Genomic DNA, 18,287 nt, shown 5'->3' with positions numbered 1-18,287 from the left:
GAGCGGACGTGCTCAAGGGGTGGGGATGTGGGGCCGTTCGGCCTCGACGGTGGTGTCCTCGCCGTGCCCGGTGCGGACGACCGTGCCGCCGGCGAGGGTGAGCGGGCGGTTGCGGAGGGAGGCCTCGATGGTGGACCGGTCGAAGTAGGAACGGCCGGTGGCACCGGGCCCGCCCCGGAACAGGGTGTCCCCGAAGGTCTCGCCGTCGAGGCTGAAGGTGCCGGAGGTGACGACGCGACGGACGGTGACTTCGTGACTCACAGGACCACCACGGACCGCAGCACCTCACCGCGGTGCATCTTCCCGAACGCCTCCTCGACCTGGTCGAGGGAGATGGTCTCGCTGACGAAGGCGTTGAGGTCGAGCAGGCCGTACAGGTACTGGTCGATGAGGAAGGGGAAGTCGCGGCTCGGCAGGCAGTCGCCGTACCAGGACGACTTGAGGGCGCCGCCGCGGGAGAACAAGTCGATCAGCGGGAGGTCGATCCTCATCTCGGGGTCCGGGACACCGACCTGGACGAGCACACCGGCGTGGTCGCGCATGTAGAAGGCCTGCTTGTACGTCTCCGGTCGGCCCACCGCGTCGATGGCGATGTCGACCCCGAAGCCGTCGGTGAGCGCGCGCACGGCCTCGACGGCGTCGGTGCCGCGGGAGTTGACGGTGTGTGTGGCGCCGAACTTCTCCGCCTGGTCGAGCTTCTTGTCGTCGATGTCGATCGCGATGACCTTCATGGCGCCGTTGAGGCAGGCGCCCGCGATGGCCGCGTTGCCGACCCCGCCGCAGCCGATGACGGCGACCGTGTCCCCGCGCCCCACGTTCCCGGTGTTCACCGCGGCGCCGTATCCGGCCATCACACCGCAGCCGATCAGACCCGCGGCCTCCGGCCGGGCGGCCGGGTCGATCTTCACCGCCTGTCCGGCGGCGACCAGGGTCTTCTCCGCGAAGGCGCCGATGCCGAGGGCGTTGCTGAGCGGGGTGCCGTCGAGCAGCGTCATCGACTGGGTGGCATTGCGGGAGTCGAAGCAGTACCAGGGGCGTCCACGGCGGCACGAGCGACAGGTGCCGCAGGGGGCGCGCCAGGCGAGGACCACGTAGTCGCCGGGGACCAGGTCGGTGACGCCCTCGCCGACCGCCTCGATCGTACCGGCCGCCTCATGGCCCAGCAGGAACGGGAAGTCGTCGTTGATCGCGCCGTCCCGGTAGTGCAGATCCGTGTGGCAGACCCCGCAGGCCTGCACCGCGACGAGCACCTCGCCCGGTCCCGGATCGGGAACGACGATCGTCTGCACCTCGACGGGTGCGCCCTTCTTGACAGCGACTACGGCACGGACCTCGTGGGGCACGACAAGCTCCTCTGCTGTTGCGCAATGCACGATGGGTTGCGCGATGAGGAACATACTGAGAACGCCGTCACGGGGCCGTCAAGGGGTGGGAGTTAACCCTTGGCAAAAGGAACGGGGCGCCCGAAACCTGGCGGATACACGGGACGCGGGGCCGGGGAGTCCCGGCCCCGCGTCAGGCGTGGTGGGGCGGCTCAGGGGTGCCGGACGGCACGGGAGTTGCCGCGGGGGAGGGGTGGGGACGGGGGCCGTTGGGCTTGGCCGAGGGGGGATCGGCCCAGGGGGTTGGCAGGGGCTCGGGTGCGAGCCGGGGTTGGGGTCGAGGCTCGTGGGGGGTGTCGGTGTCGGGGTCGGTGGTGGCGCCGGGGCGGTCCCGTCGTCGCGCCGGAAGCCGGGCCGGCCGGCCCGGCGCCGGGTTCAGAAGCCGTAGCCCATGCGGCGCGACAGCTCCGCTCCGGCGGCCACCGTCCGCTTGGTCAGCTCCGGCAGCCGGTCGGCGTTCAGCCGGTACACCGGACCCGACACGCTGATCGCGGCGATCACCTTGCCGTCGTGCGACCGCACGGGCGCCGCCACCGCGGCGAGTCCCAGCTCGAGCTCCTCGATGGTGATGCCGTAGCCCTGTTCCACCACGGCCTCCAGTTCGGCGCGCAGCGACGAGGGGCCCGTGACCGTGCGCTCGGTGAAGCGGGGCAGCGGGCGCGCCAGCAGACCCTCGCGCAGGGTGGGCGGCATGTGCGCGGCCAGTACCTTGCCGCTGGAGGTGGCGTGCAAGGGGGTGCGCCTGCCCAGCCAGTTCTGCGCCGTGACCGAGGCGGTGCCGCGGGCCTGCATGATGTTGACGGCCGCGTCGTCGTCCAGCACCGCTATGTTGACCGTCTCGCCCAGCTCGTCGGCGAGTTCGCGGCAGACCGGGACGCCCTCCTGGGAGATGTCGAGACGGACGGCCGCCGCCCCGGCGAGGCGCAGCACGGCAGCCCCCAGGTAGTACTTCCCCCGGTCCTTGGCCTGAGCCACCAGGCCGCGGTTCTCCAGCACCCCCAGCAGCCGGAACGCGGTGGACTTGTGCACGTCCAGCTCTTCGGCGATCTCGGTGACGCCTGCCTCGCCGAGCCGGGCGAGGATCTCCAGGACACTCACGGCGCGGTCCACCGACTGAACGGCGCTGCCCGCGCCCCTGCCGCCGGGCTTGTCGGACGTCTCCTCGGCGTGCTCAGCCTGCTTCTGAGTGCGGGTCATAGCTCAACTCTCACCACCTGACGGCCCTGTTTGGGCCGCATCTGCGGGAAGCCCTTGACGTGACGGGACCCCCGCGCGGATTCTGTTGCGCATAGCGCTCCCTCGTGCGCCATACGAAACATCATGTTACCGAAGCGTCCGGAACCCGGAAGGTTCCCGACGACCTGGACCTGAGAGGTCCTGGACGAATCCGTCCGGACCGAGAGGGGGGCCCATGATTCCCGTCTGTCGCCTTGAAGACCTCCCCGAGGGCGAATCCGTACGAGTCGACACCACACCGCCCGTCGCCGTGTTCCACGCGGAGGGCGAGCTGTACGCCATCGACGACACCTGCACGCATCAGGACGCGTCGCTCTCCGAGGGGTGGCTCGAGGGCTGCCTCGTCGAGTGCCCGCTGCACGCGGCCTCATTCGATCTCCGCACCGGCCTGCCGACCTGCCTTCCCGCGCGACGCCCGGTCCGTACCCACCGCGTCACCGTCGACGACGGAATGATCCACGTCCACCTAGCCGCCGAGGAGGGCACCGCCGCATGAGCGCCGTGACCGTACGCGACGCGGCGCGGGTCCCATGAGGACCGTGACCGTCGTCGGCGCCTCCCTCGCCGGCCTGTACGCGGCCCGCGAGCTGCGGGCCCAGGGCTTCGACGGACGACTCGTGCTCATCGGCGACGAACGGCACCGCCCGTACGACCGTCCGCCCCTGTCCAAGGACTTCCTCGCCGGCCGCGCCGACGAAGCCCAACTCGCCCTCACCGACGCCGAGGAGACCACGGAACTCGACGCCGAGTGGCACCTCGGCGTGCGGGCCCGCGGTCTCGACGCCCGGGGCCGCACCGTCCTTCTCGACGACGGCCGCACCATCTCCACGGACGGCGTGGTCGTCGCCACCGGTGCCTGCGCCCGCCGCCTGGCGGGCGACGATCTCGCCGGGGTGCACACGCTGCGTACCCTCGACGACGCCCGCGCCCTGCGCGCGGAACTCACCCGGGGTCCGCGCCGGATCGTCGTCATCGGCGGCGGCTTCATCGGCGCCGAGACGGCCTCCTCGTGCGCCGCTCTCGGCCACGACGTCACGGTCGTCGAGGCAGCGGCACTGCCCCTCGTCCCCCAACTCGGCCCCCGTATGGCGGCCGTGTGTGCCGCACTGCACCGCCGCGGCGGCGTCGCCCTGGTCACCGGCACTGGTGTCGCCGGCCTCCGCGGGGGCGGAGGAGGTGGTACGTCGCTGCCCGCTGTCACCGGTGTCCGGCTGTCCGACGGCCGGGTGCTGGACGCCGACGTCGTGATCGTGGGCATCGGGGCCACACCGAACACCGGCTGGCTCGCCGGCTCGACCCTCGCCCTGCACGACGGAGTGCTGTGCGACGACGGCTGTGCGACCGCGCTGCCGCAGGTGGTCGCCGTCGGTGACGTCGCCCGTGTCGGCGGCACCCGCGCCGAACACTGGACCTCGGCCACCGAGCAACCCAGGGTCGCCGTACGCAACCTGCTGGCCGGACGCACCGTCGCCACCGGACGCTCGCTGCCCTACTTCTGGTCCGACCAGTACGGGGCGCGGATCCAGTTCGCAGGACGCCGGCACGAGTCGGACACCGTCCGGATCGTCGAGGGCGGGATCGAGGAGGGAGGGCCCGCCGAGGGCGGATTCCTCGCCCTCTACGAACGGGACGGCCGGACGACGGCCGTGCTCTCCGTGGACCGCCCCCGTCCGTTCACGCGGATCCGCCGCGAACTCGCCCGAAGTGACATGCCGGTCGCACCGACGGCCCGACTCTGAAGCGGTGCCGTCGAGGCGCTGGTGGCGGGATGCTCCGTCCCTGGTGTCCTTGTCGCGGACCGCTCCGTCGCGGGTGTGCTTGTCGCGGACCGCTCCGTCCGCGGCCGATGGGCCCGCGATGGACGGCTCCGACCCGGGTGTACCTGTGGCGGACCGTCCCGTCCCCCGTGCACCTGAGACGGGGACCGCCAGGTCAGGGACCCATCCCCGGCCCGCGGTCGCCCATGCGTCGCGTCAGGAGTGCGACAGCTGCCCGGCGCTCCCGCGCCGGCGTATGCGCTCCTGCGACCGCTCCGTCGCCCGCGCCTGCCGCCTGGCCTTGCGTCGCTCCCGGCGCAGGGCCCGCGCGGTGCTGCTCGGCACCGACACCACTCCGTTGCGCTGGTTCCACACCTGGCGGGTCACCCAGACGTCGAGCGCCGCCCACGTGGCCACGACGGTGCTGGCGATGCCGCTGAGGACCATGGGGAACGCCAGCCAGGACCCCGCGAGGGTGCACAAGAAGGCCACGACCGCCTGTATCAGGGTCACGGCGATGATCAGGACGGCCCGCACCGCCGCCGTGCGCACCGGGTCGGGCAACCGCCGCCTGCGCGCGGGCTCCTCGATCCACAACGGCCGGTAGTGCGAGGGCGCTTCGCGCTCGCGCACCTCGTACTCGTCCGTCGGAATGTCGTGATCCGGTGCCTGGACGGCCAGTTGCCCCGCCTCGGGCGTCGTCATGTCCTCCCCGAGCGCCCCGCTCCGCTCCGCCGTGCCCATCAACTCGTCACTCCCCACCGCCCAGCAGGCTCCTCGCACAGGTGTCACGCGACACCCGCTCCCCAGTTGGCTGCCCGGCTTGCGCTCTTTTACGCCGCCTGAGCGCGGCATGCGGCCCCTGTGGCCGATTCCGCCCCCATTTCCCGTACAGACAGACGAACGACGTGTCCCGAAGATTCCCAAGGAGCGAAGATTTCCGGCCAACTGACCAACTTCACCGCTCCGATGGGATCCGGCCCCAAGTGCCGGATTGGGGGAGGCAATCTCCCCCAATGAACGGACAACTGCCCATGTCTCGTTCCCGACCCGCGCGGGCTGCACCCGGACGGGTCTTCGAGTTACCTGTGCGTCGGTAGTAGGCTCACGCCGTTTGTTGACGCACATGTGTACCCCCGGGAGGGGGTCGAGCTGGGGGAGGCCATGCGCTTTCGCGGGAAGTCCATCCGCCGGAAGATCGTGGCGCTGCTCCTCGTGCCGCTGGTTTCCCTGACAGCGATCTGGGGCTTTGCGACCGTACTCACCGGCCGCGCCGCCAAGCAGCTGTTCAACGTGGCCGATGTCGTGGAGAAGATCGGCTTCCCCACGGAGGACGCCGTCCGCGTCCTCCAGCAGGAACGCAGACAGACACTCGTCTACTTGGCCGATCCTCGCGCCTCGGACGCGCTCGCCGCCCTCAAGCGCAGCAGGACCGCCACCGACCGGGTCGTGGCGAAGGTCCGCAAGAACTCCATGGACGGGGACCTGCGCGACGAGATGGGCGGAGGCACCAGCGAGCGCCTCACCTCGCTCCTCGACGCCGTCGGCGGTATCGACTCGCTGCGCCGCAGTGTCGAGGAGGGCACCGTCAACCGGTCCCAGGCCCTCGACCTCTACAACCGTCTCGTCGACCCCTGTTACGTCCTGCTGGCCAACCTGCACGTGCTCGACAACGTGGAGATGGACAAGCAGGGCCGTGCCCTCGTCAACGTGGACCGCGCCCGTGAGCTGCTCTCCCGCGAGGACGCCCTGCTCGGTTCCGCCCTGGTCGTGGGCCGGCTGACCCGCGACGAGGCCCGCGACATCTCCGACCTCGTGGCCCAGCGCACTTTGCTGTACGACACCAGCCTGCCGCTGCTGCCGTCCTCGGAGCGTGAACGCTTCCAGCGCTACTGGAAGAACGCCGACACGGCGCCCCTGCGGGTGGCCGAACAGTCGGTCGTCACCGCCACCGACGGCTCGCCGCGCGGCGTCACGGCGAAGAGCTGGGACGGGGCGGCCCGACACGTCCTCGACGATCTCGGCGACATGGACGACCAGGCGGGCGACCGCTACCAGGACCGGGTCGGGCCGGTGGCGATGGGCGTGATCGTCAAGGCGGTCGTCGCGGGTGTCGTCGGGCTCATCGCGGTGCTGGTGTCGCTCGTCATGTCCGTGCGCATCGGCCGGAGCCTCATCCGCGACCTGCGCCGACTGCGACTGGAGGCGCACGAGGCCTCCGGCGTCCGCCTGCCCAGCGTCATGCGCCGGCTCTCCGCCGGCGAAGAGGTCGACGTCGAGACCGAAGTGCCGCGCCTGGAATACGACAAGAACGAGATAGGCGAAGTCGGTCAGGCCCTCAACACCCTCCAGCGCGCCGCCGTCGAGGCCGCCGTCAAGCAGTCCGAACTGCGCGACGGCGTCTCCGAGGTGTTCGTCAACCTCGCGCGCCGCAGCCAGGTGCTGCTCCACAAGCAGCTCACGCTCCTCGACACCATGGAGCGCCGGACCGAGGACACCGACGAACTGGCCGACCTGTTCCGCCTCGACCACCTGACCACGCGCATGCGCCGTCACGCGGAGGGCCTGGTCATCCTCTCCGGCGCCGCGCCCTCCCGGCAGTGGCGCAAACCCGTCCAGCTCATGGACATCGTCCGTGCCGCCGTCGCCGAGGTCGAGGACTACGAGCGCATCGAGGTGCGCCGCCTGCCGCGCGTCGCCGTCACCGGTCCCGCGGTCGCCGACGTCACCCACCTCGTGGCCGAACTCCTCGAGAACGCCACGGTGTTCTCGCCCCCGCACACGGCAGTCCACGTCGTCGGCGAACGCGTCGCCAACGGCTTCACCCTGGAGATCCACGACCGTGGTCTCGGCATGGCTGCCGAGGCGCTCCTCGACGCCAACCTGCGGCTCGCCGAGACGCCCGAGTTCGAGCTCTCCGACACCGACCGGCTCGGTCTCTTCGTGGTGAGCCGACTGGCCCAGCGTCAGAACGTGCGCGTCTCCCTTCAGCCGTCCCCGTACGGCGGAACCACCGCCGTCGTGTTCATTCCCGACATGCTCCTCACCGACGACGTCCCGGACACCAACGGCATCGGCTTCAGGCTCGACCGCGCGCTCCCGTCGAAGGAGGCGGAGGTGGAGGAGAGCCGCAAGGCGGCGCTCTCCGAGGCGCCCGTGCGTCTCCCCGGCCTGCCCGCCTCGATCCTGGACGGCCCGGTCGAGCTGGACGCACCCGTCGACCTGGACACCCTCACCGGCTTCCCAGGCGCCCTCGACGACGAGGACAGCGAGCGGGGCGGTCTGTTCCGGCCACGTCGCTCCATCGCGGGCGTACCGGTCGGCGAGGAGGAGCAGGAGCGCGACGGTGAGGACGAGCCCGCGCTCGTGAGCGAGGACCTTCCGGGCGCCCCCGCCGTCCCGCTGCCGCGGCGCGGAGCTCCCAAGCTCGTCAGCTCCCACGGCCGTCCGGTGACCCGGACCAGGTCCCGGCGCGAGGAGACGGACGAGCCCGACGACAGCTTCGCGCCGGTGCCGTACACGGAGCCCGTGTCGAGCCGGGAGTCTGCCGGGAACCGGGAACCGTCGCAACGGCGTACCAGGGAACTGGACGGCGCGAAGCCGCTGCCCGCGCGGCGCGGGGCGCGCTCCGAGGCCTCGACGCGGCGTGGCGGCGAGCGGTCGGAGGGCCCCGGCCTTCGCGAGGCTCCCGGGCTGCGTGACGCGTCCGGCCTCCGGGAGTCCGCGAACCTGCCGGGGACACCGGGCCTTCCCGGCACCCGCGGCTCCGGAGAGGCCCCGGCCCTCCCGAGACGCACCCGGCGCGGCGCCACGCCGGCGGGCACCGGCGGGGCCACGGCAGGCTCCGGGACCGCCGCGCGACCCGAGGCCGCCACCGGCGAGGCGGAAGCGGGCGCGGCGCGCCTGCCCCGCCGCGTCCGCCAGGCCAATCTGGCCCCGCAGTTGAAAGCAGGACCCGACCGGCGCGCCGAGCGCGACCGGACCGGCACCGGCACGGGTCCGGACGTCGCCGAGCGCGACGCCGACGAGGTACGCAACCGGATGGCCTCGCTCCAGCGGGGCTGGCAGCGCGGCCGCGAGGAGAACGCCGTGGGCGACGACGCCCAGGACGGCACAGCAAGAGGAACGACAAAGGGGGACGGTCGATGACCGCACCGAAGGCCGCAGGGCCCTCCGAGACCAGCACGGCATCCGGCGAGCTGAACTGGCTGCTCGACGAACTGGTGGACCGCGTCGCCAGCATCCGCAAGGCGATCGTGCTCTCCGGCGACGGTCTGCCCACCGGCGCCTCCAAGGACCTCACCCGGGAGGACAGCGAGCACCTGGCCGCGGTCGCCTCCGGCTTCCACAGCCTCGCCAAGGGCGTAGGCCGCCACTTCGAGGCGGGCAGCGTCCGCCAGACCGTCGTGGAGCTCGACGAGGCCTTCCTGTTCGTCACGGCGGCCGGTGACGGCAGCTGCCTCGCCGTGCTCGCCGACGCCGACTCGGACGTCGGTCAGGTCGCGTACGAGATGACGCTCCTCGTGAAGCGGGTGGGCGTACATCTGGCCGCCACTCCGCGCTCCGATCTGCCCTCGGGCGGGTAGTGGGATGACATGAGCGGAGACGGTCAGGGAACACGCCACTGGTTCGACGACGAAGCCGGACCGGTGGTCCGTCCGTACGCCATGACGCGTGGCCGCACCACCAGTCCGGCCCAGCATCGCCTCGATCTGATCGCGGTGGTCGTCACGGAACCCCACGCCGACGACCCCGAAGCGGACCACACGCTGTCCCCGGAGCACGTGGACATCGTCGAACTCTGCCGCGACGCGCCGCAGTCGGTAGCCGAGCTCGCCGCCGAACTCGACCTGCCGATCGGAGTGGTACGGGTCCTCATCGGGGACCTCGTGGACGAGGAAATGGTCCACGTGACACGTCCCGTACCGCCCGCAGAGCTGCCGGACGAGAGTATTCTGCGCGACGTGATCAACGGCCTCCGGGCGCTCTGAGCAGGGCGGAAGCGGGGAACAGACGTGACAGGCTGGCAATTCTGGGTCGACCGGGGCGGCACCTTCACCGACATCGTCGCGCGACGCCCGGACGGCCGCCTGCTCACGCACAAACTGCTCTCCGAGAATGCGGCGAGATACGCGGACGCGGCCGTCGCCGGCGTCCGTGAGCTCCTCGACGGCGACCGCGACGAGGGCGACCGTGATCGCGACGGCCGGGGCGCCACGGGCCCGCACATCGACGCCGTCCGCATGGGCACCACCGTCGCCACCAACGCCCTCCTGGAACGCACGGGCGAACGCACCCTCCTGGTGATCACACGCGGTTTTCGCGACGCCCTGCGGATCGCCTACCAGAACCGCCCCCGCATCTTCGCCCGCGCCATCGAGCTGCCCGAGCTGCTCTACGAGAGGGTCGTCGAGGTCGACGAGCGGATCGCCGCGGACGGCACGGTCCTGCGCGCCCCCGACCTGGACGCGCTCACCGGCCCCCTCCAGGAGGCCTACGACCGCGGCATCCGTGCCGTGGCCGTCGTCTGCATGCACAGCCACCTCCACCCGGCCCACGAGCAGGCGGTCGGTGAGCTGGCGGCCCGCACCGGTTTCCCGCAGATCTCGCTCTCCAGCGAGGTCAGCCCCCTGATGAAGGTCGTCCCGCGCGGGGACACCGCGGTCGTCGACGCCTACCTCTCGCCGGTCCTGCGGCGCTATGTCCAGCATGTCGCCGACGAGCTCCAGGGCGTCCGGCTGATGTTCATGCAGTCCAACGGAGGGCTCGCCGAAGCCGGACAGTTCCGGGGCAAGGACGCCATCCTGTCCGGGCCCGCGGGCGGCATCGTCGGCATGGCCCGGATGTCGCAGCTCGCCGGCTTCGACCGGGTGATCGGCTTCGACATGGGCGGCACCTCCACGGACGTCTCGCACTTCGCGGGGGAGTACGAGCGCGTCTTCACCACCCAGATCGCCGGGGTCCGGCTGCGCGCGCCCATGCTCGACATCCACACCGTCGCCGCCGGCGGCGGCTCGGTCCTCCACTTCGACGGCTCCCGCTACCGGGTGGGCCCCGACTCGGCGGGCGCCGCCCCGGGCCCCGCCTGCTACCGGGCCGGCGGCCCGCTCACCGTCACGGACGCCAACGTCGCGCTCGGGCGGATCCAGCCCGCGCACTTCCCCACGGTGTTCGGACCGGACGGCGACCAGCCCCTCGACGACGCGCTGGTCCGCGAGCGGTTCGCCGCGCTCTCCCGCGAGATCCGCGACAGGACCGGCGACGATCGCACCCCCGAGCAGGTCGCCGAGGGCTACCTCCAGATCGCCGTGGCCAACATCGCCAACGCGGTCAAGCGGATCTCGGTCCAGAAGGGCCACGACGTCACCCGCTACGCGCTGACCACCTTCGGCGGCGCGGGCGGCCAGCACGCGTGCATGGTCGCCGACTCGCTGGGCATCCGCACCGTCCTCGTCCCGCCCATGGCCGGCGTCCTGTCCGCCCTCGGCATCGGACTCGCCGACACCACGGCCATGCGCGAACAGTCCGTGGAGGCACCTGTGGAAGCCTCCGCGATGCCCGGCATCCTGAAGACCGCCGACGACCTGGAGAGCGCCGCCCGCTCCGAACTGCTCGCCGAGGACGTGCCCGAGGACCGCATCCGGGTCACCCGCCGCGCCCAACTCCGCTACGACGGCACCGACACGGCCCTCACCGTCGAGCTCACCGAGCCCGACACCATGATCGAAGCCTTCGAGGAACGTCATCGCGCCACCTACTCCTTCACCCTCGACCGCCCGGTCGTCGTCGAAGCCCTTTCCGTGGAAGCCACCGGTCTCACCGAACCCCCCGATCTCTCCGCGCTCGCCCCCTTCGCCGAGCGCTCCACACCGCACAGCCCCGCCACCGCCCCCGAGTCGGTCAGCCTGCACACGGGCGGGGCGTGGCACGACGTGCCGCTGCACCGCCGCGAGGAACTGCCGCCCGGCCAGGCCGTGACCGGACCCGCGATCATCACCGAGGCCAGTGCGACGACCGTCGTCGACGACGGCTGGCGGGCCGCGGCGACGGACGAGGGGCATCTGGTCATGGAACGGGTGGCGGTCACGCAGAGTTCCGATCTCGGCACGGAAGCGGACCCCGTCCTCCTCGAGGTCTTCAACAACCTCTTCATGTCCATCGCCGAACAGATGGGCGCCCGCCTGGAGTCCACCGCCCAGTCCGTCAACATCAAGGAGCGCCTGGACTTCTCCTGCGCCCTCTTCGACCCCGACGGCAGCCTCGTCGCCAACGCCCCGCACATCCCCGTCCACCTGGGGTCCATGGGCACCAGCGTGAAGGAGGTCATCCGGCGGCGCGGCGACAGCATGCGGCCGGGCGACACGTACGCGGTCAACGACCCGTACCACGGCGGCACCCACCTCCCCGACGTCACCGTGATCACCCCGGTCTTCGACACGGAGGGTGAGCGGATCCTCTTCTACGTCGCCTCCCGCGGCCATCACGCCGAGATCGGCGGCATCGCGCCCGGCTCCATGCCCGCCGACAGCCGCACCATCGAGGAGGAGGGCATCCTCTTCGACAACTGGCTGCTCGCCGAGGACGGCCGCTTCCGCGAGGCCGAGACCCTGGACCTGCTCACCGGCGCGCGCTACCCCTCGCGCAACCCGAAGACCAACCTCGCCGACCTGCGCGCCCAGATCGCCGCCAACCAGAAAGGCGTCGACGAAGTCGGCCGCATGATCACGAACTTCGGGCTCGACGTCGTGCAGGCCTACATGAAGCACGTCCAGGACAACGCCGAGGAGGCGGTGCGCCGCGTCATCGACGCCCTGGAGGACGGCGAGTTCAGCTACGAGACCGACTCGGGTGCCGTCATCCGCGTCCGTGTGTCCGTGCAGCGGGAACAACGCACCGCCACGGTGGACTTCACCGGCACCTCGGCACAGCTCACCACGAACTTCAACGCGCCCTTCTCCGTGGTCAACGCCGCCGTCCTGTACGTCTTCCGCACCCTGGTCGCCGACGACATCCCGCTCAACGACGGCTGCCTGCGGCCCCTGGACATCGTCGTGCCGCGCGGCTCGATGCTCGCCCCCGAGCCCCCGGCCGCCGTCGTCGCGGGCAACGTGGAGACGTCCCAGGCGATCACCGGTGCTCTCTACGCCGCTCTGGGGGTGCAGGCGGAGGGCTCCGGAACCATGAACAACGTGACGTTCGGCAACGAGCGCCACCAGTACTACGAGACCGTGGCCTCAGGGTCGGGCGCGGGCGACGGTTTCCCCGGCGCCCCCGTCGTGCAGACCCACATGACCAACTCGCGGCTGACGGACCCCGAGGTCCTGGAGTGGCGGCTTCCGGTCCGGCTCGACGAGTTCGCGGTCCGGCGCGGCAGCGGTGGCGCGGGGCGCTGGCGGGGCGGGGACGGCGGTGTGCGCCGCCTCCGCTTCCTGGAGCCCATGACGGTCTCGACGCTCTCCCAGCACCGCAGGGTCGCCCCCTACGGCATGGCGGGCGGCGAACCGGGAGGCCTCGGTGCCAACCGGGTCGAACGTGCCGACGGCACGGTCACCGAACTTGGCGGAAGTGATTCGGCGGACGTCGGCCCCGGCGACGTACTCGTCATCGAAACCCCCGGCGGCGGAGGCTACGGTCCTCCACCGCGCGAACATGATGAAGCAGGAGAAGAGATCGATGATCTTCGGGCGTTCTGAGCGCGGCAAGCCCCCGGTCGAGCCCGTCACGCTCAAGATCCTGGTGGCGGGCGGCTTCGGCGTGGGCAAGACGACTCTCGTCGGCGCGGTCAGTGAGATCAAGCCGCTGCGCACCGAGGAACTCCTCACGGAGGCGGGCCGGCCGGTCGACGACACCAGTGGCGTGGAAGGCAAGCACACCACCACCGTCGCGATGGACTTCGGTCGCATCACGCTCCGCGAGGACCTGGTGCTGTACCTCTTCGGGACACCCGGCCAGGACCGCTTCTGGTTCCTGTGGGACGAGCTCGCCACCGGCGCGCTCGGCGCCGTCGTCCTCGCCGACACCCGCCGGCTGGAGGACTGCTTCGCCGCCGTCGACTACTTCGAGCGGCGTTCCATACCCTTCGTCGTCGGCGTCAACTGCTTCGACGACGCCGCGCGGTATCCCACCGACGACGTCCGCCAGGCACTCGACCTCGACCCCGGAGTACCGGTCGTCCTGTGCGACGCGCGCGACCGCGAATCCGTCAAGGAAGTCCTCATCTCGGTCGTCCAGCACGCGATGGCCCACGCCGCCGGCCGCCGCGAGACCGTCGCGCCCTGACAGCGCCCGGACCGGCCCCGGCCGTCGCCGCCACGATCCGCGCACGGGTACGGCCCGTACCCTCGCCGACCGGGGTACGGGCCGCAGTCGAGCACGCGCGCGTGGAGCGTCCCGAGAGGCACGCGCGCGTGAACCCCGTTCAGCTGACGTCGTCCTCGTGCCAGCCGAAGCTCTTCTCCACCGCCTTGCGCCAGTTGTGGTACTCGCGGTCACGCACCGAGGCCTCCATGGACGGAGTCCACTCGACGTCCTTCTGCCAGTGCGACTTCAGCTCGTCCAGGTCGTTCCACACCCCCGTGGCGAGCCCGGCCGCGTACGCCGCGCCCAGGCACGTCGTCTCGGAGACCTTCGGACGGATCACCGGCACACCTAGCACATCCGCCTGATGCTGCATCAGCAGCTGGTTCTTGGTCATGCCGCCGTCGACCTTGAGGGTGGTGATCTGCACCCCGGAGTCCTGGTACATGGCGTCCACGACCTCGCGGGTCTGCCAGCTGGTCGCCTCCAGCACCGCACGGGCGAGGTGCGCCTTGGTGACGTACCGCGTGAGCCCGGTGACGACACCGCGTGCGTCGGAGCGCCAGTAGGGGGCGAACAGGCCGGAGAAGGCGGGCACGATGTATGCGCCGCCGTTGTCCTCGACACTCGCCGCCAGCGTCTCGATCTCGTCGGCGCTGCGGATGATGCCGAGCTGGTCGCGGAACCACTGCACCAGTGCGCCCGTGATCGCGATGGACCCTTCGAGGCAGTAGACCGGCGCCTCCGTGCCGATCTTGTACCCCATCGTCGTCAGCAGCCCGTTCTTCGACGGGACCGGCCGGTTGCCGGTGTTGAGCAGCAGGAAGCTGCCCGTTCCGTACGTGTTCTTCGCCGTGCCGACGTCGTAGCAGGCCTGCCCGAAGATCGCGGCCTGCTGGTCGCCCAGTGCGGAGGCGACCGGCACGCCGGAGAGCTGGCCCACGGCGCTGCCGTACACCTCGGACGAGGACCTGATCTCCGGGAGCACCGCCTCGGGGACGTTCATCGCGGACAGGATGGACGAGTCCCACTGGAGCGTGTCCAGGTTCATGAGCATGGTGCGCCCGGCGTTGGTCACGTCGGTGACGTGCTGTCCGCCGTCCGTGCCGCCGGTCAGATTCCAGATCAGCCAGGAGTCGATCGTGCCGAAGGCGATCTCACCGCGCTCGGCCCGCGCCCGCAGTCCCGGCACGTTGTCCAGCAGCCAGGCCGCCTTGGGGCCCGAGAAGTAGCTGGCCAGCGGGAGTCCGGTCTGCTCGCGGAAGCGGTCCTGCCCGTCCGTGCCGCCCAGTTCGTTGCACAGCGCGGACGTACGGGTGTCCTGCCAGACGATCGCGTTGTGGACGGGCTTGCCCGTGGCCCGGTCCCAGAGGACCGTCGTCTCGCGCTGGTTGGTGATCCCGAGCGCGCTCAGCTGGTCGGCCCGCAGGCCGGCCTTGGCGATCGCGCCGGCGACCACGGCCTGCACCTTGGACCAGATCTCCGTGGCGTCGTGCTCCACCCAGCCCGGCTTGGGGAAGATCTGGCGGTGTTCGCGCTGGTCGACGGCGACGATCGCGCCGGCCTGATTGAAGATGATGCAGCGGCTCGAGGTCGTGCCTTGGTCGATTGCGGCGACGTACTTCTCGGCATGGTCCGTCATGACGTCCCCTTCGTCAGAAGGCTGCGTTGTAGATCGCGGCCCCGATGGCGGCGCCCGCGATCGGGCCGACCACCGGGATCCAGGAGTAACTCCACTCCGAGGTGCCCTTGTTGGGGATCGGCAGCAGCGCGTGGGTGAGGCGCGGTCCCAGGTCGCGGGCCGGGTTGATGGCGTACCCGGTGGGGCCGCCCAGCGAGAGGCCGATGCCCACGACGAGGAGGGAGATGAGCAGGACGGGCAGGCCCGCGTCGCCGATGCCCGCGACGTGCTTGCTCCCGCCGACCAGCCCGAGGATGGGCAGCATCAGCGCGATGGTGGCGATGATCTCTGTGATCAGGTTCTGCACGGGGTTGTTGATCTCGGGCCGTGTCGAGAAGATCCCCAGCGTCTCGATGGCCTTGTCCTCTTCGGCGTTGAGGTTGAACTGGCCGAGGTAGAGCAGCCAGCAGAGGGCGGCCCCGATCATGGCTCCGGCGAACTGGCCCAGGATGTAGAAGGGCACGTCCTCCCACTTCGTGGAGCCCTCGATCGCGAAGCCGATCGTGACCGCCGGATTGATCTGGCCTCCGGAAAGCGGTGCCGAGGTGTACGCGCCGGCCAGGACACCGAAGCCCCATCCGAACGCGATGACCACCCAGCCGGCGCCTTGTGCCTTGGACTTGTTGAGGGTGACGGCGGCGCATACTCCCGCGCCGAAAAGGATCAGGATCGCGGTGCCGATCAACTCGCCGACAAAGATGTCTCCGTTGCTCATGGCGGCTCCTAGGCCCTCGCCCGGGGGATTGGCCCCGGGCCACCGTGCAGGGTGCGTTTCCCATGGCCACTTCAGCCGAAGGCAGGGATGTCCCGCGCCCCGCCCGGCGTCCGTGACGAGCGTGCCGTCGCAGCGGAATCGCCCGTGGGGGGACGGCCTGGGTGCAGGTCGAAACCCGAGCGGTGCGGTGCCTGAAGACGCCCGAATGCGGCGATGCCGACTGACACCCGGAAGTGTTCACCGGTGCCCAGGGGGCGTCAAGGTAGCGGACTGCAACGGTTCGAAGGCCGCAAAGGGGGCGTGACGTGGAGGGCACCGGACGCGCCCGGTCCGTCGACGGCGGCCCGTCCGTAGGGGCGGCCCGTACGGCTCGACGTCGCGACGGTGGCGGTCCGTGCGGTGCGGCCGTGCGGCTCGGCATCGCGACGGTGGCCTGTCCGTGTGCCTGGGCGGTCCGGCTCGGCACCGCCGTGGCGGCCCGTCCGTAGGGGGCGGCCGTGCGGCTCGGCACCGCGAAGACGGGCGGCTCAGCCCGCCACGGCCGCTCAGCCCGCCATGGCCTGCCCGGACGGCCGCACCGCTGCCGTTCCCGGGCCGCGCCGCACCTCGTGGCCGGGCAGCCCCGCTCGCCCGAGCACCCAACTGGCCCCGTTCAGCGCCTTCGCGGCCTTCTTGAGCGGCGCCAGACAGGCGGCGGCCTGCCGATGGTCGGTGACACTGCCGGGCGCGCACAGCACCGTGGCCAGCGACAGGGTGATCGCCCGGCCGCCCGCGGACCACGGCGCGTCGAGGAGCGACGTGGCCAGGGGGTCCAGGGTGTCCGGATCGGCGAGGACCAGGAAGTCGTCCCCGCCGATGTGCCCCACGCGGGTGGCCCCGGACGCCGCGTGCTGCAGGGCGCGCCCCACCGAGCGGATCAGTTCGTCCCCCGCGGCGAACCCCGCCCCGTCGTTGACCTGTTTGAAGTGGTCGACGTCCAGCCAGCTGAGCGCGAACAGCCGGCCGTCCGCGATCCGCCGGTCCACCTCACCGGTGATCGCGTCCGAACCGGGCAGCCGGGTCAGCGGGTTGAGCGCCGCGGCCTCCTCGACCCGGCTCTCCGCCAGGGCGCGCACGAGGTCGGCGAGGCGCACCACGCCCACGCACCGCCCGTACCGGTCGACGACGGCGACGTCGTCGGAGGTACGGTCGCGGTCCCCGTCCGCCACCACGTCCAGGACCTCCCAGGCCGTGGCGTCGACGCCGACGGTGCGCGGCGGGTCGCCGAGCTTGGCGGCCGGGCGGTCCGCGTACAGCGCGTGACCGTAGCGGGCGGACATCGAGAGCAGGAACCGTGAGCGGTGCACGGACCGTACGGGGACCCCGGAGGCGTTCACGAGCAGCACCCCGGACACCTCGGGCGAGCCGGTGAGCAGCGCCCGTACCTGTCCCGCCGAGGCCATCGCGGGCAGCAGCGCGGCGGGTCGCACGAACTGCCGTACGGAGGGCCCCGACCGCGGCGAGGCGGAGTGCGCGGGGGAGAGGGCCGGAACGTATACGTCTGCCGCGGGCAGCCGGGCGGGCGGCGCGAACAGGTCGCCCTGTGCCAGCTGCGCGCCCGCCGACACCGCTGCCGCGCACTGCGACTCCGTCTCCACCCCCTCCACGGACAGCAGCGCGCCCAACTGCTCGCACAGCGTCCGCATCGCCCGTACCGCCGCGGGCCGCGTCAGCAGGGAAACGTCGAGCTTCATCAGCTCGGGAGCGAGGTCCGTGAGCAGCCGCAGCGGTACGTCGCCGTCACCGACCCCGTCCGCGCAGATCCGGAAGCCCTCGGCCCGCACCGCGGTCACCGCCTCCAGCAGGGCGTGCTGCGGCACGTGCGTGTACGGCGGGCCGATGTCGACGGTCACCTCCCAGGGGAGCCGTCCGGCCTCGCGCACCGCCTCGCGCAGCGCCGCCAGACCGCCGAGGTCGGCGAGGGTTCCGGCGAACACATTGACGTGCAGCGGCAGCAGGGTCTCCTTGCGCGCGGCGGCCCGGATGGCCAACGCGGCGAGCCGGCCGTCCAGTTCGGGGTCGCGGCGGGCCTGTGCCAGGATGTCGCCGGCCTCGGGGCGGGCGAGTATCTCCAGCGCCGAGACCCCTCCGGTCGTCAGATTGACGACCGGTTGGAAGGCGAAGCGGACCGAATCCGTCCAGGAGGGCACGGCAGCATGATGTCGCCGCCCGTCCGCGCC

At 71.6% G+C, this 18,287-nt stretch carries 13 protein-coding genes and 1 pseudogene; 7 read left to right on the top strand and 7 right to left on the bottom strand.

Features of this window, described 5'->3' with window-relative positions; translation table 11 throughout:
- Nucleotides 1-12: 12 nt before the first annotated feature.
- From ACSYGO_RS10585 to ACSYGO_RS10575, 3 genes and pseudogenes are all read right to left on the bottom strand, one after another.
- Nucleotides 13-192, bottom strand: a pseudogene (locus ACSYGO_RS10585) (MBL fold metallo-hydrolase); the annotation flags it as partial.
- A gap of 65 nt (nt 193-257) precedes the next feature.
- The gene (locus ACSYGO_RS10580) at nt 258-1,343 is read right to left on the bottom strand and encodes an S-(hydroxymethyl)mycothiol dehydrogenase (protein WP_460386559.1); all 1,086 of its coding nucleotides are present in this window, start codon (nt 1,341-1,343) and stop codon (nt 258-260) included.
- Between the two features lie 414 nt (nt 1,344-1,757).
- Nucleotides 1,758-2,579, bottom strand: a complete 822-nt coding sequence (locus ACSYGO_RS10575) for an IclR family transcriptional regulator (protein WP_426681761.1) — start codon at nt 2,577-2,579, stop codon at nt 1,758-1,760.
- A 214-nt stretch (nt 2,580-2,793) separates the two neighbouring features.
- On the opposite strand from ACSYGO_RS10575, the gene ACSYGO_RS10570 reads away from it, so the two are divergent.
- Nucleotides 2,794-3,114, top strand: coding sequence for a bifunctional 3-phenylpropionate/cinnamic acid dioxygenase ferredoxin subunit (locus tag ACSYGO_RS10570; protein ID WP_095932944.1), 321 nt, complete (start codon nt 2,794-2,796; stop codon nt 3,112-3,114).
- 34 nt (nt 3,115-3,148) lie between these two features.
- Nucleotides 3,149-4,357: an NAD(P)/FAD-dependent oxidoreductase gene (locus ACSYGO_RS10565; RefSeq protein ID WP_435228702.1), complete on the top strand. Its 1,209-nt coding sequence runs from the start codon at nt 3,149-3,151 to the stop codon at nt 4,355-4,357.
- Nucleotides 4,358-4,591: 234 nt separating this feature from the next.
- Here the strand turns inward: ACSYGO_RS10565 and ACSYGO_RS10560 are convergent, their stop codons facing one another.
- Nucleotides 4,592-5,137 (bottom strand): hypothetical protein, encoded by a 546-nt coding sequence (locus tag ACSYGO_RS10560; RefSeq protein ID WP_426681763.1) that lies wholly within the window; start codon nt 5,135-5,137, stop codon nt 4,592-4,594.
- 402 nt (nt 5,138-5,539) lie between these two features.
- Here ACSYGO_RS10560 and ACSYGO_RS10555 point away from each other — a divergent pair, with 402 nt between their 5' ends.
- The 5 genes from ACSYGO_RS10555 to ACSYGO_RS10535 are packed head-to-tail and all read left to right on the top strand — an operon-like array spanning nt 5,540 to nt 13,654.
- On the top strand, nt 5,540-8,524 hold the full coding sequence (locus tag ACSYGO_RS10555; RefSeq protein ID WP_432176880.1) for a nitrate- and nitrite sensing domain-containing protein: 2,985 nt from the start codon (nt 5,540-5,542) through the stop codon (nt 8,522-8,524).
- Entirely contained in the window at nt 8,521-8,961 is a 441-nt protein-coding gene (locus ACSYGO_RS10550) for a roadblock/LC7 domain-containing protein (RefSeq protein WP_426681765.1), read from the top strand. The genes ACSYGO_RS10555 and ACSYGO_RS10550 overlap by 4 nt, the downstream gene beginning before the upstream one ends.
- Nucleotides 8,962-8,970: 9 nt before the next feature.
- The gene (locus tag ACSYGO_RS10545; RefSeq protein WP_095932942.1) at nt 8,971-9,366 is read left to right on the top strand and encodes a DUF742 domain-containing protein; all 396 of its coding nucleotides are present in this window, start codon (nt 8,971-8,973) and stop codon (nt 9,364-9,366) included.
- 24 nt (nt 9,367-9,390) lie between these two features.
- Nucleotides 9,391-13,068: a hydantoinase B/oxoprolinase family protein gene (locus tag ACSYGO_RS10540; protein ID WP_460386556.1), complete on the top strand. Its 3,678-nt coding sequence runs from the start codon at nt 9,391-9,393 to the stop codon at nt 13,066-13,068.
- Nucleotides 13,049-13,654 (top strand): GTP-binding protein, encoded by a 606-nt coding sequence (locus tag ACSYGO_RS10535; protein WP_426681767.1) that lies wholly within the window; start codon nt 13,049-13,051, stop codon nt 13,652-13,654. Before ACSYGO_RS10540 ends, ACSYGO_RS10535 begins: the two co-directional genes overlap by 20 nt.
- Before the next feature lie 139 nt (nt 13,655-13,793).
- On the opposite strand, the gene glpK is transcribed toward ACSYGO_RS10535, so the two are convergent.
- The 3 genes from glpK to ACSYGO_RS10520 all read right to left on the bottom strand — a co-directional run bounded on the left by glpK (nt 13,794) and on the right by ACSYGO_RS10520 (nt 18,257).
- Nucleotides 13,794-15,314, bottom strand: coding sequence for a glycerol kinase GlpK (gene glpK, locus ACSYGO_RS10530; RefSeq protein ID WP_460386554.1), 1,521 nt, complete (start codon nt 15,312-15,314; stop codon nt 13,794-13,796).
- Between the two features lie 13 nt (nt 15,315-15,327).
- Entirely contained in the window at nt 15,328-16,068 is a 741-nt protein-coding gene (locus ACSYGO_RS10525) for an MIP/aquaporin family protein (protein ID WP_426681768.1), read from the bottom strand.
- A gap of 545 nt (nt 16,069-16,613) precedes the next feature.
- Nucleotides 16,614-18,257 (bottom strand): EAL domain-containing protein, encoded by a 1,644-nt coding sequence (locus tag ACSYGO_RS10520; RefSeq protein ID WP_460386552.1) that lies wholly within the window; start codon nt 18,255-18,257, stop codon nt 16,614-16,616.
- Between the last annotated feature and the right edge of the window lie 30 nt (nt 18,258-18,287).

It is taken from the genome of Streptomyces krungchingensis, from assembly GCF_054729265.1.
Note: the sequence above shows the minus strand (reverse complement) of the source record. Positions and strands in the feature narration are given on the sequence as shown.

Bases quoted from the DNA above. Each gene is read 5' to 3' on its own strand.
- ACSYGO_RS10575 (WP_426681761.1), bottom strand. From the start codon at position 2,579: ATGACCCGCACTCAGAAGCAGGCTGAGCACGCCGAGGAGACGTCCGAC.
- ACSYGO_RS10570 (WP_095932944.1), top strand. From the start codon at position 2,794: ATGATTCCCGTCTGTCGCCTTGAAGACCTCCCCGAGGGCGAATCCGTA.
- ACSYGO_RS10565 (WP_435228702.1), top strand. From the start codon at position 3,149: ATGAGGACCGTGACCGTCGTCGGCGCCTCCCTCGCCGGCCTGTACGCG.
- ACSYGO_RS10555 (WP_432176880.1), top strand. From the start codon at position 5,540: ATGCGCTTTCGCGGGAAGTCCATCCGCCGGAAGATCGTGGCGCTGCTC.
- ACSYGO_RS10550 (WP_426681765.1), top strand. From the start codon at position 8,521: ATGACCGCACCGAAGGCCGCAGGGCCCTCCGAGACCAGCACGGCATCC.
- ACSYGO_RS10545 (WP_095932942.1), top strand. From the start codon at position 8,971: ATGAGCGGAGACGGTCAGGGAACACGCCACTGGTTCGACGACGAAGCC.
- ACSYGO_RS10535 (WP_426681767.1), top strand. From the start codon at position 13,049: ATGATCTTCGGGCGTTCTGAGCGCGGCAAGCCCCCGGTCGAGCCCGTC.
- glpK (WP_460386554.1), bottom strand. From the start codon at position 15,314: ATGACGGACCATGCCGAGAAGTACGTCGCCGCAATCGACCAAGGCACG.
- ACSYGO_RS10525 (WP_426681768.1), bottom strand. From the start codon at position 16,068: ATGAGCAACGGAGACATCTTTGTCGGCGAGTTGATCGGCACCGCGATC.